The sequence below is a fragment of the Granulicella sp. S156 genome, assembly GCF_009766105.1.
Taxonomy (GTDB): Bacteria; Acidobacteriota; Terriglobia; order Terriglobales; family Acidobacteriaceae; genus Granulicella.
The window spans coordinates 816,345-832,281 of record NZ_LMUH01000013.1; the positions used below are offsets into that span (position 1 = coordinate 816,345).

At 52.7% G+C, this 15,937-nt stretch carries 7 protein-coding genes; 3 read left to right on the forward strand and 4 right to left on the reverse strand.

Annotation, left to right across the window (positions count from 1 at the left end):
• The 3 genes from GSQ91_RS25910 to GSQ91_RS13220 form a co-directional block, all read right to left on the reverse strand.
• On the reverse strand, positions 1-790 hold a 790-nt coding region (locus GSQ91_RS25910; protein ID WP_254064558.1), incomplete at its 3' end, for an alkaline phosphatase family protein.
• Positions 791-953: 163 nt separating this feature from the next.
• Positions 954-2,249, reverse strand: coding sequence for an MFS transporter (locus tag GSQ91_RS13215; protein WP_158822086.1), 1,296 nt, complete (start codon positions 2,247-2,249; stop codon positions 954-956).
• Positions 2,250-2,282: 33 nt separating this feature from the next.
• Positions 2,283-3,467 (reverse strand): hypothetical protein, encoded by a 1,185-nt coding sequence (locus GSQ91_RS13220; RefSeq protein WP_158822088.1) that lies wholly within the window; start codon positions 3,465-3,467, stop codon positions 2,283-2,285.
• A 352-nt stretch (positions 3,468-3,819) separates the two neighbouring features.
• On the opposite strand from GSQ91_RS13220, the gene GSQ91_RS13225 reads away from it, so the two are divergent.
• The 3 genes from GSQ91_RS13225 (at position 3,820) to GSQ91_RS13235 (ending at position 15,089) form a co-directional block, all read left to right on the forward strand.
• Positions 3,820-7,410 (forward strand): TonB-dependent receptor, encoded by a 3,591-nt coding sequence (locus tag GSQ91_RS13225; protein ID WP_158822090.1) that lies wholly within the window; start codon positions 3,820-3,822, stop codon positions 7,408-7,410.
• 453 nt (positions 7,411-7,863) lie between these two features.
• Positions 7,864-11,256, forward strand: coding sequence for a TonB-dependent receptor (locus GSQ91_RS13230; protein WP_158822092.1), 3,393 nt, complete (start codon positions 7,864-7,866; stop codon positions 11,254-11,256).
• 479 nt (positions 11,257-11,735) lie between these two features.
• Positions 11,736-15,089 (forward strand): TonB-dependent receptor, encoded by a 3,354-nt coding sequence (locus tag GSQ91_RS13235; RefSeq protein ID WP_158822093.1) that lies wholly within the window; start codon positions 11,736-11,738, stop codon positions 15,087-15,089.
• Positions 15,090-15,300: 211 nt separating this feature from the next.
• On the opposite strand, the gene GSQ91_RS13240 is transcribed toward GSQ91_RS13235, so the two are convergent.
• Complete coding sequence (locus tag GSQ91_RS13240) at positions 15,301-15,804, reverse strand: heme-binding protein (protein ID WP_158822095.1); 504 nt, start codon at positions 15,802-15,804, stop codon at positions 15,301-15,303.
• Positions 15,805-15,937: the final 133 nt, after the last annotated feature.

Below are 15,937 nucleotides of genomic sequence, written 5' to 3' on the forward strand. Positions count from 1 at the left end.
CGAGCGAGTTGTCGGTGAAGTTGTCGGTTGGCATGCCGGGCTCTCCTGAGCCGCCTTGATAGAGCTTCCAGCTAACGTGATTCTCTTCGAGACGCTCGGGATAGGTCGTCCATGTATACCCGTTGGTGTGGGCACGCTCGTTCAGGCCCGGACCGTTCGGCTTCTTGCCGTAAACATTGCGCGGGTCGATAGTGCCTGACCACAGGTATATCCGGTTAGGGGCGGTATCGGCATGGATGGAGCAGTGATAGGCATCACAGATCGTAAAGGCATCAGCCAGCGCATAGTGGAAGCTCACATCCGTGCGCTTCAGGTAGCCCATGGTGGCTACGTCCTGCTTCTGATTGATCCATTGGTTGTGCTTGCCGTGATTCCAGGCCAGGTGGCCGCTGCTCCAGCCATGATCGGTGCCGGGTGAAAACTCCGTTGTAGCCTGCGGGTTCAGGTAGAACGGCAGCACATGGGTCGCGTTATGACTTAAGCCTCTCGCATGGTAGCGACTGGTATGAACGGAAGCGGGCGGTTGATACCAGACAGGTTTGCCATTAGGCAGACGCGCCGGACGCGGATCGCTAAAACCGCGTACCCCTTTGAGCGTGCCGAAGTAGTGATCGAAGGAGCGGTTCTCCTGCATCAGGATGACAACGTGCTGCACATCCTTAATCGTGCCGGTGGCCCTATTGGCCGGAATGGCGAGTGCTTTGCGAATGCTTGGAGGCAATATCGATACCCCAGCCGCGGCTCCTGCCGATTTCGCGGCGGTGCGCAAGAAGTCACGTCTGCTTTTCATCTGTTTCATTAAGAACACCTGCGCCTTCAAGATAAAGCTCTGGTCAAGATATAACGGTTGTTCCCCATGGGCGAAAGGTTCTTAACGGTTCAACAACGTCTCTGCTGATTGATTCGATTGAACTTGGAAGACAACGATTCGCAGCCGTGTAATACAACGTAATCTAAGCGAACTCGTTTTCCGCTCCCGTGGGAAGTGCATTGCCGCGGCTTGAATCCGAGCCGAGGTTGCTTTGATTCCACTTGCGAGCCATGATTCCAGCTGATATCAGAGACGTGATCAGCAGAAGATTGAAGAGGTTGTCCCATCCGTAGTGGTGCGCGAAGCGCGTCACGAGATAGGGTGAGAACATCTGTCCGATGGAACCGACTCCGTTGACAAAGGCGAGGGCGCGTCCTGCCTCGCGATGCGGCACGCTTTCCAACACCGCCGTGGACACGATCAGGGCATCGGGGCCATAGATAAGGATGCCCATCAGTGAGATGCTTGTCGCGCTCGCCCACCAACCCAGGGTGCTTACCAGCGGCTCCATCAGGGACATGAAGCCAAGTGCGAAGAGCATGATGGCTGCAACAGGGTAGCGGCGTGCCTGGAAGTATTTGTTGGAGAGGTATGTGGCCAGCACCGCTCCAACGAAGCCGAAGATCTCAAACAGAGAGGATGTTGAGCCTGCTAGAACATCCGAATAATGCACGGTCTGCACAAGATATAGAGGCAGCCAGAAGAGCAGGGCATAGCGTGTCATCTTAAGAAAGAAGTACATGACCGCAATATTCTGTATCTCTGGGCGGCGAAGAACATTTCTCCAGCCCGTTTTTGTGGGACTTTTGTCTTCGAGGGACAATGGTGGAAGGTCTGCGTCTTCTGGTTCGTCCCTGGTAGTGATATAGAAGTAGACTGTCAGCGCAGCGAGTAGCACAGAGGGCAACAGATAGCTGCGTTTCCATCCAAGGGTTGGGAACAACAGAGGTGTGGTCGCGCACCATGCGGCAAGACCGGTTGCGACGACGCCGCCGAGCGAATAGCTTGCACTCCACCATGCCAGCACCGTGGACCGTTCTCTGCGCCCAAACCATGAGGACAGCAATTTTGCGAGGGACGGAAAACCGCAGCCTTGGCCAAGTCCATTGAGCATCTGCAAGATGAGAAGAGATCGATGCGTATGCCCCACGACCATCGCTGCCGTGCTGGCTGCGGAGACGAGACCTCCGATCAGTGCTGTAATGCGAGCACCTTTTATGTCCGCGAGGGTGCCGGCAAGGAACTGTCCAATGGTATAAGCCAGGCCAAAGGCAAAGAGCAGGTTCGCAACCTCCCCAAGACTGGGATCCGCCCCTGGCAACATCTGCAGGATCTTCACATCTTTGCGACAGAGATAGTAGCCCGCATACAGCAGCCAACTGGACGAGAAGACGCTGTTTCGCCAGTGGCTATAGCGGGCTTGTTGTTTAAGATCCAATTCCAGCTCCCGTTGTCGCATCAGAAGGACGCGTTATGGTTGATGCGTATAAATTTCTAGGTGTGGGGATGGATTGCTCCTCCATACGGCCTGCACAACTTGCCCCATCTCGGTTTCCCGGGCAAGTTGCGACGGAAAGCTATCCTTACTCGAGATGATCTCTGCTAATTTGTTGGTGGATTCCCAATCGGTACCGGCAATCCAAAGTACAGCAGGGTGCTCGGGAAATACGGTCAGTACAGCCGCATGATCCCCCGCAGATATATCCGGCTTCGAATCGGATCGGTCCATCAGGTGAAATGCCCCCGTCTGCCTCGATATGAGGTAACGAAGCCGTTTATCTGCCTCAAACGCTGGCGGCGTAGCCTCTGCACTGTGAAGGATGGCAGTTTCCCCACCTAGCCCTGCCTGCTTGTCATTCGCTTCCATCTCTTGTGAACCTATTGACGGTTGGAGATCGTACCTACCCGCAAGCCAGACTATCGGTAGTATGGCCCGCGCTGTGCCTTCACCTTCCAACGCTGCTGCCTGGGTTGTTATCTGCTGTGGCGCATTCTCTCCAGTCAGAATCAACATGGCGTTCTTTCCCTGCAATCGCGTATCCCAAAACTGATGGTAGGGGTCGCCACTTTTTATCTGCTGCCGCAAAAACAGCGCACAGAGAAAGAGCGCAATCAACGCGGGCCGCATGATTCCAACGATATTGAGTGGAAGAACGGTGAGTTGCTCAGGAACCCGGGCGTCGTGCACCTCGGTCGATATATCCAGGCTTACAGAAACCAGGGGCTTCCGTGACTCGGGCTCCCTCACAAACCTGGGGCCATAGGAACCCGGCAATAGCTCAATGCGGTAACCATTTTGGGGCGACTGAGTTGCATAAAACGACCGCAGCCGCTTTCTCACCTCATTGGCTCGTACACGTACAGTGGCATCGGAGCTCGGATCATAAGAGATATCACGACCCAGTAGATCCAGGCCAATGCTGCGTTCCTTCAAGGAATCAATACGGCCATCGAGCGCAACCTGCACGATGTAATGCAGGAATTCGCAGCTCTTTCGGCTGGCGTGAAAGCTGGGACTTGCGAGGATGGCTGCAAGCTCCTCCTGCACAGCCACTCTAAGGCGCGCTGCCTCAACAAAGCTCTCAGGCTCTGGTGGAGCGACTTCCGCCATAGGCGGACCGAACGGACCAGTCTCCACTAAGGCCTCGCTTGCCATTGATATAGATATTAACTCCGGTCTGTTAATCCTACTTGAACACGGAGCTCCTCCGTCCAACAGCCAAATTTTCAAGACCTCAGCCATTGGTCTCTCATGAACATTTCATTACATCTCGGCAAACACGGGTCCCATAAGTCCTTTGTCTTCAATATAAAAAGGAGTCGCTAAACCGTTAAGAACCTACCTTTTTGCTGTAAATGCCGCTAAGGTCGTGACAGCTTCACAAATTCAAAAAGGCCGTTCTTCAGATCTTGCATAGGGCTGTCTCGTTCGAGGCTCGCACGGAGATCGCGGTACACCCTTCATCTATTCGTGCGGCCTTTCGCCGCACTCAGGAGCCCGAGACGTTATGAATCATCCCAACATCTCCATCCGCCAACGTTGGACCGCATCTATCTGCGTAGCCATCTCTCTTATGTTGCTGGTTCTGGTTTTTCTGCCCGGCAACCTGCATGCGCAGTCGGTTCAAGGTGTCATCCTTGGAACGGTAAAAGATACGAGCGGCGCCCTTGTCCCTGGCGCGACAGTCAGCCTGCGGAGTCTGGACGAAGGCACAGTCCGCACGACACAGTCCAACACCTCCGGTGACTATGAGTTTCTGGATACGAAGGCTGGACATTACACGCTTGAGGTTTCGTTTAGCGGATTTGAAAAGTGGGCCGCCACGAATATCACGTTGGCTGTCCGGCAGCAGCTTCGTGTGAATGCCTCGATGGTGGTTGGAAGCATTCAGCAGGAGATCCAGGTCTCAGGCGATACTGTCAGCACGATCGATACAGAGACCCCGACGATTAATGCTGTCTATAACGCGGAAGATGTCACTAATCTTCCGGTCAACACGCGCGCCAGCGCCAGCGGCACCAGTGCGTTGAATATCGTTGGCACCCTTCCCGGTGTGCAGGCCGATCACGGCCAGTTTGCGCTACAGGGCGGTTTGCCGTTTGAGACGGAGGTCACTGTCGACGGCATTACCGTCAAGAACGCGACCGGCAACTCTCCGATTGGCGATGCGTTCCCCTCCTCTGAGTCCATCTCTGAGCTGCGCGCCGACGGCGCGATGAACAGCGCGGAGTTTGGTGATCCAGGAGAAATCACGCTTACTACCAAGGGCGGAACGAACACCATTCATGGTTCGCTGTTCTGGTACCACCAGAATGCTGCCTTTGACGCTATTCCATACACAGATCCGGTCACAGCGACCAAACCTAAGCTCATTGGCAACACGTACGGGGCCAGCTTTGGAGGTCCGGTGGTTATTCCCCATGTTTACGATGGCCATAACAAGACCTTTATCTTTGGTGTTTACGAGGGATGGCGGCATCCCTCACAAACATCCGAGTCTTATACGGTGCCCAGCACTTTGATGAAGCAGGGCAATTTTTCAAAGTATCTGACTTTAGGACCAGATGGTAAAACGTATGTTCCGCTTGCGGGACTCACGAATCCATTTACGGGGGGAAGCTATGGAACTACGCTTCCTTCTATCGATTCGGCTGCACAAAAACTACTTTCGTTCTATCCAGATCCGAACGTCGGTGACCCAACATCGTACACCGATAATGGAATAGCCAATTACAACACCAATAAGGATTCGAGCGGACGCTCCGATCAATTCGATATTCGTGGGGATCAATATTTCGGCTCTAACCAGAAGTTCCTTCTTTGGGGCAGGTATACCTGGAAAGATTATCCAACCAATAGTCCTGAACCTCTGTCGGTTCCATCAGCACAGAACACCAACTCGAATCGTGTTCTTAAGATCAGCGCCAACTGGACGATTACACCGAGTTTGATCGATGAATTCGGATTTGGCTATACCCTCAATACCACTGGAGAGAGCAACAGTTTTGATGGTAAAGCCTTCACGGAGGGGTTGGGACTCAACGGGTTGCAGAACCTCTTCTATAACGGCATACCTGAACTCGATTTCAATCATCTCAGCCATTTGAGCGCCGATCGCTTGAGTTCTCTCACAAAATCCAACACCTATGCTTATTCGGACGCATTGAGTTGGTCGAAAGGTCATCACCAATTCAAGTTTGGCGGGGACATTCAACGGGTGGAAGCCGTCACCCCTCTGGGCTTCAACGGTTCCGACAACTATGGGACCTTCCAGTTCAATACCAGTGGGAGTGCCGGTTTGTTCACCGGTGTAGACTTTGCTGACTTCTTGACGGGCCTCCCTTATCAGACCTTCTACGACGTAGTGCAGCAGGACAACGATGGAAGATCGGTGCATTATCAGTTCTTTGCGCAGGATCAATGGAAGGCCAGTGAGAAACTTACGCTCAGCTATGGTGTGCGCTATGAGATACAGCCCGGCTACTCCGATGCAGGCGGTGACATCGGAAACTTCGACCCTGGCGTAGCTCTATCCGGCCGAGCCATCTATCCTGACGGCAAATCCAGTTTATTGGCGAAAAGCTTCCTGGAAAGCGCCAATGCCTGCGATCCGGACGGCCTCAATAACACGAACGCCGCAACCATCAATGGCGCTCCCTGTATGCCGGTGGAGACCAATAGCCAGGCTGGCTTTCCCGCAGGTCTGAAGCACTATCCGCACCTGCGCTTTATGCCACGGTTCGGCTTTGCGTGGCGTCCATTCGACGAGAAGACGGTTATTCGAGGAGGTTTCGGCCTTTACAACGTCACGTTGTTGGGGTCGAACTTCTACTCTCTAACTGGAACACTGCAGGCACAGACCTCGACCTACACCAATACCTACAACGCGACCTCGCATGCCATTGGATTCCAGTGGCCTGAGATTTATGCTGGTTCGGGCAATGGCGGCGGTTGCTCGACCTGCTACGGAACGAGCTATTTCGGAACCGCGAACAGCACGAACTGGAAGGATCCCTATACCGAGCAGTGGACTATGAGTGTCGATCATGACTTCGGCTCCGGATATGCAGGACACTTGTCCTACATCGGCTCCGAGACCCATCAACTGGTCTGGGCGCCAGATGAAAACACCCTTCCGTTTTCCAGTACGAATCCCGCAACCACCCAGCCGCTCAGTGCGCGTTTGTTCCCAAACTGGGGACGTATCAATACACGTGCGACTGGAGCCAACGAAAGTCTCCACTCACTGCAAGCTGAATTCAATCACCGTCTCCAGCATGGATTGGAATTCGATTCTTCCTGGACCTACTCCAGAGCGCTTGCCGATAATCAGGGCCCCGCGGACGTTGGTTATGCAGGTGAAAGTGGAGGATCTCGCGCCACATCGATCCTCGACCGCCATGCCGACTTCGGAAACGTCTATGGCACACGCCGCCACCGTTGGAATACAACGATGGTCTACGACCTTCCCTTTGGCCGCGGACGTCAATTTGGATCGAATATGTCCAGAGTTGCTGATCTGCTTGTAGGCGGCTGGCGTCTTTCGAATATCTTCCTCTGGCAGACCGGTCCTTTTGAGACGCCGTACTTTCCGGACGGACAGGGTGATCCCTCCGGTACGGGCTCTGGGTTGGATGGCACGATCTCTGGCTTCGACGGCGGACATCGCGACCAGTACCCGGATAGTGTTGCAGGTGTGAGTTGGAAGCCCGCGCACCAAACCCGCAAGCAGTGGGTCAATCCCGCAGCATTCACCTGCCCCGGATATACAGGCTGGACACCCGGAACGCCTTGCACAACCGGCAGTGGTTCAGGTCCATTCCCCAATCCAATCGGCCGTTTCGGCAATACGGGTGTAGGCTCCATCGTTGGCCCTGGGACGGTGAATCTCTCCACCGGCCTCAGCAAGGTCTTTGCGCTTTCAGATCGGTTCAAACTAAGGGCGGAAGGTACCTTTACCAATATCCTCAACCATACCAACCTTGGTGATCCCAACATGGATATAAGCTCTCCGAGTTTTGGCCTGGTCACCGGTACTATCGGTTCAGATTCCGGCGGTGCCCGTTCGGGTCAGGTGTCGATGCGTCTAGACTTCTAACAAAGTTAGATAGCAAAGTTCCTCTTTGGCGTGGACTGCAAAGTCCACGCCATTTTTATCTGTCTATTGATTCGAAGGAGATATATTTCTATAGACCGTCTTGATATTCAACATCAGGCATTTGAGGGACAAAGGCCTCCACGGATAAGGTGGCATGCTAAAACCTCAAGAGGCTTAACCTATAGAGCTGCTGGGCTGTGATATCGCAGAAGATGAGATAAAAGTATTGCAATCTATAAACACCTCTAGTAACATCGCAAAAATGCGACATTTGACGAACATTTATCTCCGTTGTTGCCCGAACTTTCTGCAGTCAGCAGATATGAGCGGTATCGTGGAGAGCGTCATCCTACCTGTCTAGCAGCCAGGCAAACCCGTAGGTTTGCGCTGCATGGCCCACGAGACTGTCTCGTGGGCTTTTTCATTTTTACAACCAAAATTTTGGAGGCAGGTGTGAAGCTTATTTCTATAAGCAGGCGCGTAAGTGTGTTTGTGCGCCTTGTTTTACTTGTTGCATTGGCTTTAGCGGGGCTAGGAGTACTACGTGCGAATGGTCAAAACACAGCAGCTATTGCAGGCGCTGTTCTGGATACGCAGCAGGCACAAGTTCCAATTGCCAAGGTGACAGCGACCCACACAGAAACAGGCGATGTCCACGAAACTAACTCAGACAAATCGGGGTTTTTCTCATTCCCCGTACTGCTACCGGGACACTATGTTCTTAAGGTCGAGAAGGATGGATTCAGTCCGCAAGTGCAGTCCGGGGTGCAGACCTTTACAGGACAGACAACGTCAGTCAACTTCATTCTGAATCTGGGGCAGGTCGAGGAGCATATCGATGTCCAGGCCGATGCAGCACAACTACAAACAGCGACTTCATCGGTCACGGATGTGATTGAAAACAAGACGATCGTCAATCTTCCGTTGTTAGATCGACGCGCTACGCAGTTGCAGCGGCTCAATGGGTTCGTAACCGGTGGAGGTACCGGTTCTGGATCGTACTTCACGATCGCCGGTGGCCGCGGTAATAATGCAAACTATACCGTTGATGGCGGTACGACACAGAATCTTTTGCAGGGTACACCGACGCAGACATTCGATCTCCCCATCGACTCCCTCCAGGAGTTCAGTTTGAGCGTGAGCAACTATACCGCGGACCTGGGGCGTTCAGGCGGTGGCATCATTCAAATGACCACCAAGTCGGGTACTAACGGGTTTCATGGCAGCGCTTATATCTATTACCGCAGTCAAAATCTTCAGGCGATTCCCGATTTTGCGGTAATCAATCCGATTACGAATACTCCAGTGAACCCTCCGCTGAAGTACAAATTATTCGGAGCCAGCATTGGTGGTCCGATCAAAAAAGATAAAACGTACTTCTTCTTTACCTATGAGGGGAGAGTAGAAACCACAACCACCGTTCTAAATCTAGCTGTTCCTACGGCTGCTGAGCGTGCAGGCGATTTTTCTGCAGATCCAACCCCAATCATCGACCCGAATACTGGCGTACAGGTAGTGGGTGATAATGGAACGCCAAATGTTCTCCCATCCTCCGAGATCGATCCCTATGGGAAACAGTTGGCTTCGTTCTATCCTTTACCGAATGTTGCAGGGGCTGCACTCAACAAGAATAACTTTACCGCCAACGATCCCGAACCGCAGCTCTATAACGACTATGTAGCTCGTATCGATCATATCTTCCGCGAGAAAGATACGGTTTATGGGAGATTTCTGGGGCAGCCAGACCATGAGAACCAAGCTGACGTATACCCAATAGTTGGAACAGATGGATATGGCTCTCTTTCACATAACTACTATTACAACGCGTCGGCCACTTGGAACCATATCTTTACATCGACGCTTCTCAATGAAGCGAGGTTCACCTATTCGCAACGTCAGGGATTGACTATCTCCCATGGCAAAAACTCCGCGGCCGCAACGTCGCTTGCCCTTCCTGGAATCAATCCTCAATATTTCCCTGGCGTCTCTATCGGAGGATTTGCTGCGATAGGAAATACGGGAACACAGCAGCGTTTGCAAACACCTGTACTCAGCAACGAATACACCGATAACCTCTCATGGCAACATGGGAATCATCAGTTCAAATTCGGCGTCGACTACCGTTACGCAACGGATGGAGACCTGTACTCTCCTTCTGCGGGCGGTCTCTTCACCTTTAACAACACCAGCATCACCCCCAGTACCGATGTCGCTAGTGGAAGCTTAGCCAATCTGCTGTGGGGCCGTGTCGCTCAGGCCTCCCGGCAAGAGACGGAGTACCTGTACTCCGCAGCTTATAGTTGGGGGCTGTATGCGCAGGATAACTGGCACGTGAACTCCAAACTTACTCTCAACTATGGGTTGCGTTGGGATGTTGACTCTCCTCGATACCTCGAGAACAATCACCAGAACTCATTCAACACTACCGAGATCAACCCAATTTCAGGGACTCCTGGCGTAATCACCTTTGCTGGGATTAATGGACAGAGTAGGTATGCGAACGACTTTGACGATGTTCTCTTTGGGCCGCGTCTAGGTTTTGCCTATACTCCTCGTGAACACACCGTAATCCGTGGTGGTCTTTCCATCCTTTATCCCGGTGAATATGACTCGGCAACTCCTGTGGTTGCTAACACAGGTTTTTCCAACTCTGTCCTTATTCAGTCGCCAAATGCCGGCGCGGGTACGCCGGCCTTCCTGCTCAAGAACAATGGCACTGCGGGTACCGGTTTGGCGTACTTTCCTACGCTCGCTCAACTGACGCCAGGGTTTGGTGCAGTGGCGGCTCCGTATGCTGCTCCCAATGCTCCATATGTTGCACCGCAGTTCATCGAACCTAAGCGTGTTACTGGCTATCTGTACCAGGCGAACTTCGATATACAGCATCAGTTTGCAGGTAACCTTCTGGTCGATATCGGCTATCTCGGCACATTCGGTCGTCACCTTCCCAGCCCTTCAGCTGAAGGCATCAATCAGATTACGCCGGCAGTCCAGGCCACGTTGGCCTCGCTGCCTGCGGGAACCAACACGCAAGCGCTGCGACCCTTTCCGCAGTTCAGCAATGTTCAGGAGCTCTATCCGGATGACGGTCAATCGCGCTACCACGGGGGCAACATCGGCGTGCAGAAGCGGTACAGTCATGGGTTCCAGTTTCAGGCAAACTACACGTACTCGAAGTTGATCGATAACCAATCAGCACTTAATGAGCTTGCTGGGTACCCCGGCACCAATACCTATACGGACTACTACCACAAGAATGATCGCTTCGGCCTCTCTGGCAATGATGTTCGCCAGCGGCTCATAGCCAATGGTGTCCTGGAGTTGCCCTTTGGCAAGGGCAAGCTGGTAAACGTGCGATCACAATGGCTGGACGAACTTGTAGGTGGATGGTCTGCCAGTGGCCTTCTCGAGATCCACTCAGGCACAGCCCTCAGCGTGATTGATTCGACCAACAACACGGGAACCTACTCCGACGGTGTTCGTCCTAACTTGATCGGCAACCCGAACGACCTGTCGCATTCCAGATCCAGAAAGGCCAAGATTGGCGAGTGGTTTGATACGAGTGCCTTTCAACTCAATCCCAAATACACCTTCGGTAATGCACCCCGCACCTTTGGACGCGGTCCGGGCCTGGTAACTTCGGATGCCTCGCTCATCAAGAGGGTGGCTATTCACAAAGAGCAGGGAATCGAACTCCGCCTCGAAGCTCTCAACGTATTCAACCACGCAAACTTAGGGAATCCCAACACAACATTTGGCACAGCTACTTTCGGCCAAATCAGCACACTGCAGTCCGGTACTACCGCTTCCAGAACCTTGCAGCTAGCAGCTCACTACACCTTCTAGAACCGTTGGTTGTGGCTGCACTGCCTGTATGGAATGCAGCCGCAACTTAGTTATTCAACTGAGACCTAATAATAGGAGGAAGTCCCGCTTTAGATGGTTAGCGACGAACCTTAGTGCGGTGGTTGCTCGTACTGCTAAAAGCATGTCAGGCTACTAGCCCAATGCTGCCCCTAATCTGGGGTACGCGAGGTGTTGCAATCTGTAATTGCTTTTAGTACCATTCGATTAATGTCACTTTTCACGACAATTGCACGTCGCTGTTGCCCTTATGGTCTGCAATCAGCAGATGTAAGCGGCGTCGTGGAATGCGTCATCCTACCTATTTAGCAGTCAAGCGAACCTTATAAGGTTTGCACTGTATAGGCCCACGAGACCGTCTCGTGGGCCTTTTCATTTTTACAACCAAAAATTTGGAGGCACGTGTGAAGCTTATTTCTATAAGCAGATGCGCTGTTATATCTATACGCTCTGCTTTGTTTATGCTGTTGATTTTAGGAGGCTTCGGAGCGATTCGAGCGAATGCCCAAAATACTGCAGCGATCTCTGGTGCTGTTCAGGATACACAGAAGGCGCAAATTCCTGGTGCCAGGGTTGTAGCGACTCGGGCAGAGACAGGCGATGTTCACGAGGCGAAAACGGATGACTCAGGATTCTTTTCGTTTCCTGTGCTGCTTCCTGGTCACTACGATCTAAAGGTCGAAAAGGATGGCTTTAGCCCGCAGGTGCAGTCTGGTATACAGATCTTCACCGGACGGACGACCCCTGTGACCTTCATTCTGGATTTGGGGAAGGTAGAAGAGCACATTGATGTTCAGGGCGATGTTGCTCTTTTGCAGACGGCTACCTCGGCAGTTTCAGATGTGATTGAAAACAAAACAATCACCAATTTTCCATTGGTGGATCGCCGAGCAACCCAGTTGCAACGGCTCAATGGCTTTGTGATCGGCTCCGGCACCGGTTCAAATTCGACCTTCGCCATTGCAGGCGGCCGCGGAGGCAATGCAAATTACACGGTCGACGGCGGTACAACGCAGAACCTGTTGCAGGGTGTTCCTACGCAGATGTTCGACCTTCCTATTGACTCTCTCCAGGAGTTCAGTCTGAGTGTGAGCGACTACACGGCGGACCAGGGACGTTCGAGTGGCGGCATCATTCAGATGACCACTAAGTCCGGTACCAACGACTTCCATGGCAGCGCATATTTCTACTACCGCAGCCAAAATCTACAGGCAATCCCCGATTTTGCGGCGGTCAATCCGATTACGGGTAAGACTATCAACGCCCCTCTGCAGTACAAGCTGTTTGGCGCCAGCATCGGCGGCCCGGTCAAAAAGGGTAAGACGTACTTCTTCTTTACATACGAAGGAAAAGTTGAAACCGTAAACAACGCCATCAACTTGAGTGTTCCCACCGCTGCTGAGGTAGGAGGTGATTTCTCCGCGATATCCAACCCAATCATCGACCCCAATACCGGTAAGCAAGCTGTCTCCAATGGTGTTCTAAATGTGATCCCGTCCTCGGAGCTAGATCCCTACGGAAAACAGCTTGCAGCGTTTTATCCAAAGCCCAACGTTCCTGGCGCTCCTATCAACAGTAATAATTATTTCGCCAATGATCCAGAACCGGAACTCTACAACGACTATGTAGTGCGCATCGACCATACCTTCAATGAGAAGGATTCCATCTACTTCCGTTTCCTCGCACAACCCGACCACGAAAATACGGCTGATGTGTATCCAACGCCAGGAACCGACGTTTATGGCGCTCTTTCACACAACTTCTATTACAACCCGTCTGCAACGTGGAACCATGCCTTTACTCCTTCACTGCTCAATGAGGCACGCTTTACCTTCACGAATCGTCAGAGCCTGTCGATCAGCCATGGGGTTAACTCCGCAGCTGCAACAGCGCTTTCGCTTCCGGGAACCAATCAGGCTTTCTTCCCTGGCGTCACTGTAGGCGGATTGGCTGTCATTGGAAACAACTCCCAGCAGCAGCGCTTGCAAACACCCATCATCAGCAATGAGTACACGGACAATCTCTCCTGGCAGCGTGGCAATCACCAGTTGAAGTTTGGCGTTGACTATCGCACTTCAGCGGATGGCGACTTGTACTCTCCTTCTGCTGGCGGCTTCTTCACCTTCACGAACACCAACACAGGTCTTGGTCCCAGTACGATCGCTGGCACGAATACCGCAGCCGGCAGTCTAGCGAACCTGTTGTTTGGCCGCGTTGCTACGGCCAGCCGTCAAGAAACAGAGTATTTATATTCAGCGGCCTGGAGTTGGGGGCTGTATGCTCAGGACAACTGGCATGTGAACGATCAGCTCACCTTCAACTATGGGTTACGTTGGGATGTCGACTCTCCTCGTTATCTGGAAAACAATCGCCAGAACTCATTCAATACGACTGCCATCAATCCTGTCTCGAACACTCCCGGTGTGATTACCTTCGCTGGCATCAATGGAGAGAGTCGCTACGCTAACAACTTCGATGATCACCTCTTCGGACCGCGTCTTGGCTTTGCCTATAATCCAGTGGCGCATACGGTAATCCGCGGCGGTGCAGGAATCCTTTATCCCGGCGAATACGATCAAGCCACACCGATCGTACTCAATACTGGATTCTCCAATGCTGTCACGATCAATACCCCATTCTTGCTTCGCAATAATGCGGCCGCTGGAACAGGCCAGGCTGCTTATCCAACGACCTCTCAGCTAACACCCGGATACGGTGCAGTCGCACCACCCTATGCTGCACCTTATATCGCACCGCAGTTTATAGCCCCAAAACGTCTAACAGGCTATCTCTATCAGGCCAGCCTCGGTGTACAGCATGAATTTGCAGGCAACCTCCTTCTCGATATCGGCTTCCTGGGGACCTATGGTCATCATCTCGCCAGCCCATTCGCGGAGAGCATCGACCAGGTAACGCCGGCGAACCAGGCTATTCTGGCTGAGAATCTGGCGGCAAACCCCTCGTATAAACCCGCTGCGCAAGTAGTACAGGCGCTGCGCCCCTTCCCACAGTTCAGCAACGTACAGAATCTCTATCCGGATATCGGGCAGTCCCGCTACAACGGCGTCAACATTGGCCTGCAGAAGCGATACAGCCATGGGTTTCAGTACCAGTTGAACTATACCTATTCGAAATTTATTGACAACGAGGAATCGCGCAGCGAACTGGCTGGATATCCTGGAATCGATACGTACACGGATTATTACAATCCGAAGAACCGCTTTGGGCTCTCCGGCAACGACGTTCGCAATAGACTTATCGCTAACGGAGTATTAGAGCTGCCATTTGGCAAGGATAAGCTGGTACACGTGCAGTCTAATTGGTTGAATGAGGTTGTAGGTGGCTGGTCTGTCAGTGGTCTTACCGAGATTCACTCCGGTACGGCACTGAGTGTGATCAATACGGGCGGTATAGCCGGTAACTCCGATGGTCTCTTCGCCGACGGTTCACGTCCTAACCTGACAGGAAATCCCAGCGACCTTTCCTCATCCAGGTCGAGAGCTGCAAAGATAGGGGAATGGTTTGACACCTCCGCCTTCACACAAAATGCTACCTATTCCTTCGGCAACGCCCCCCGTACCTTTGGTCGTGGTCCTGCTCTGATCACTGCCGACCTCACGCTTCTCAAGAGGGTAGCTATCCACAAACAGCAGGGAATAGAGTTCCGTCTCGAGGACTTCAACGCATTCAACCACGCGAACCTTGGCAACCCTAACACAACGTTTGGTAATGCTAACTTCGGCAAGATCAACACTCTGCAGTCAGGAACGACACCTTCCAGAACGCTGCAGCTCGCCGCTCACTACACCTTCTAACTCCTGGATGCGGTCGTACTAGCTTGCAGTGCGACCGCATCTCAGTACCCAACCGCTCGATACCGTACTTTACAAGTAGCAATTTTCAAAAGCCACTCTAAGTGATAAAGAATGAACCCCAGCAGAGAGTTTCTGCTGGGGCTCATTCTTTTATCCAGATGGAAGGTGTTCCGTGTACTCAATGGCAAATTCTAAAGATATGGCTATTGCACTATTTCAACAGGTCGGCAATTTTGGAGATACCTGCCGCTGCACAAGCCTCGTCCTTCTCTCCGCCTGGAGCTCCACTAACTCCGATAGCCCCGATAACTTCATCTCCTGCCTTGATAGGTACTCCACCCGCAGCTGCTACCGTGCCTTCGATAACGGGTGGAGGTGTTGGTGAAGAAGCCCAGGCCTTTGCTGTTTCAGCAGAGGTTCTCTTGAACGTCAGGGCGGTATATGCCTTTCGCCGGCTGTGTTCCAGCGTGTGCGGACCTGTTCCATCCCCGCGCACCTGAACTTTGGTCAAGCCACTATTGTCCAATATCGTCAGGCTCACCCGGTAACCGTCTGCATAGCACTTATCTAAGGCCGCATGAGCGATGGATAGAGCTGCATCGACGGAGAGTACTTTTTGAGTTGGTAGCTGTTGCGGGGGTGCGAGCGGCGAGCCTGGAAGAGACACCACGCCAACTAGCGCAAATTTCAGAGGTAAAAAAATGAGCTGAGACATATTGGTCTACTTGCCTCCTGTAGAAGCGACAGCCTGAGCTGCTCCGGCCGCGTGGGGAGGCGGCACGGCGACCTTCAGCAGTGTTCCCCCTTCTGTCTCATAGGTCTGAGCTCCGACAGCTCCAGCTACCTTG

Coding starts and splice junctions, on each gene's coding strand:
- GSQ91_RS13225 (WP_158822090.1), top strand. CDS start 3,820: ATGAATCATCCCAACATCTCCATCCGCCAACGTTGGACCGCATCTATC.
- GSQ91_RS13235 (WP_158822093.1), top strand. CDS start 11,736: ATGCTGTTGATTTTAGGAGGCTTCGGAGCGATTCGAGCGAATGCCCAA.
- GSQ91_RS13240 (WP_158822095.1), bottom strand. CDS start 15,804: ATGTCTCAGCTCATTTTTTTACCTCTGAAATTTGCGCTAGTTGGCGTG.
- GSQ91_RS13220 (WP_158822088.1), bottom strand. CDS start 3,467: ATGGCAAGCGAGGCCTTAGTGGAGACTGGTCCGTTCGGTCCGCCTATG.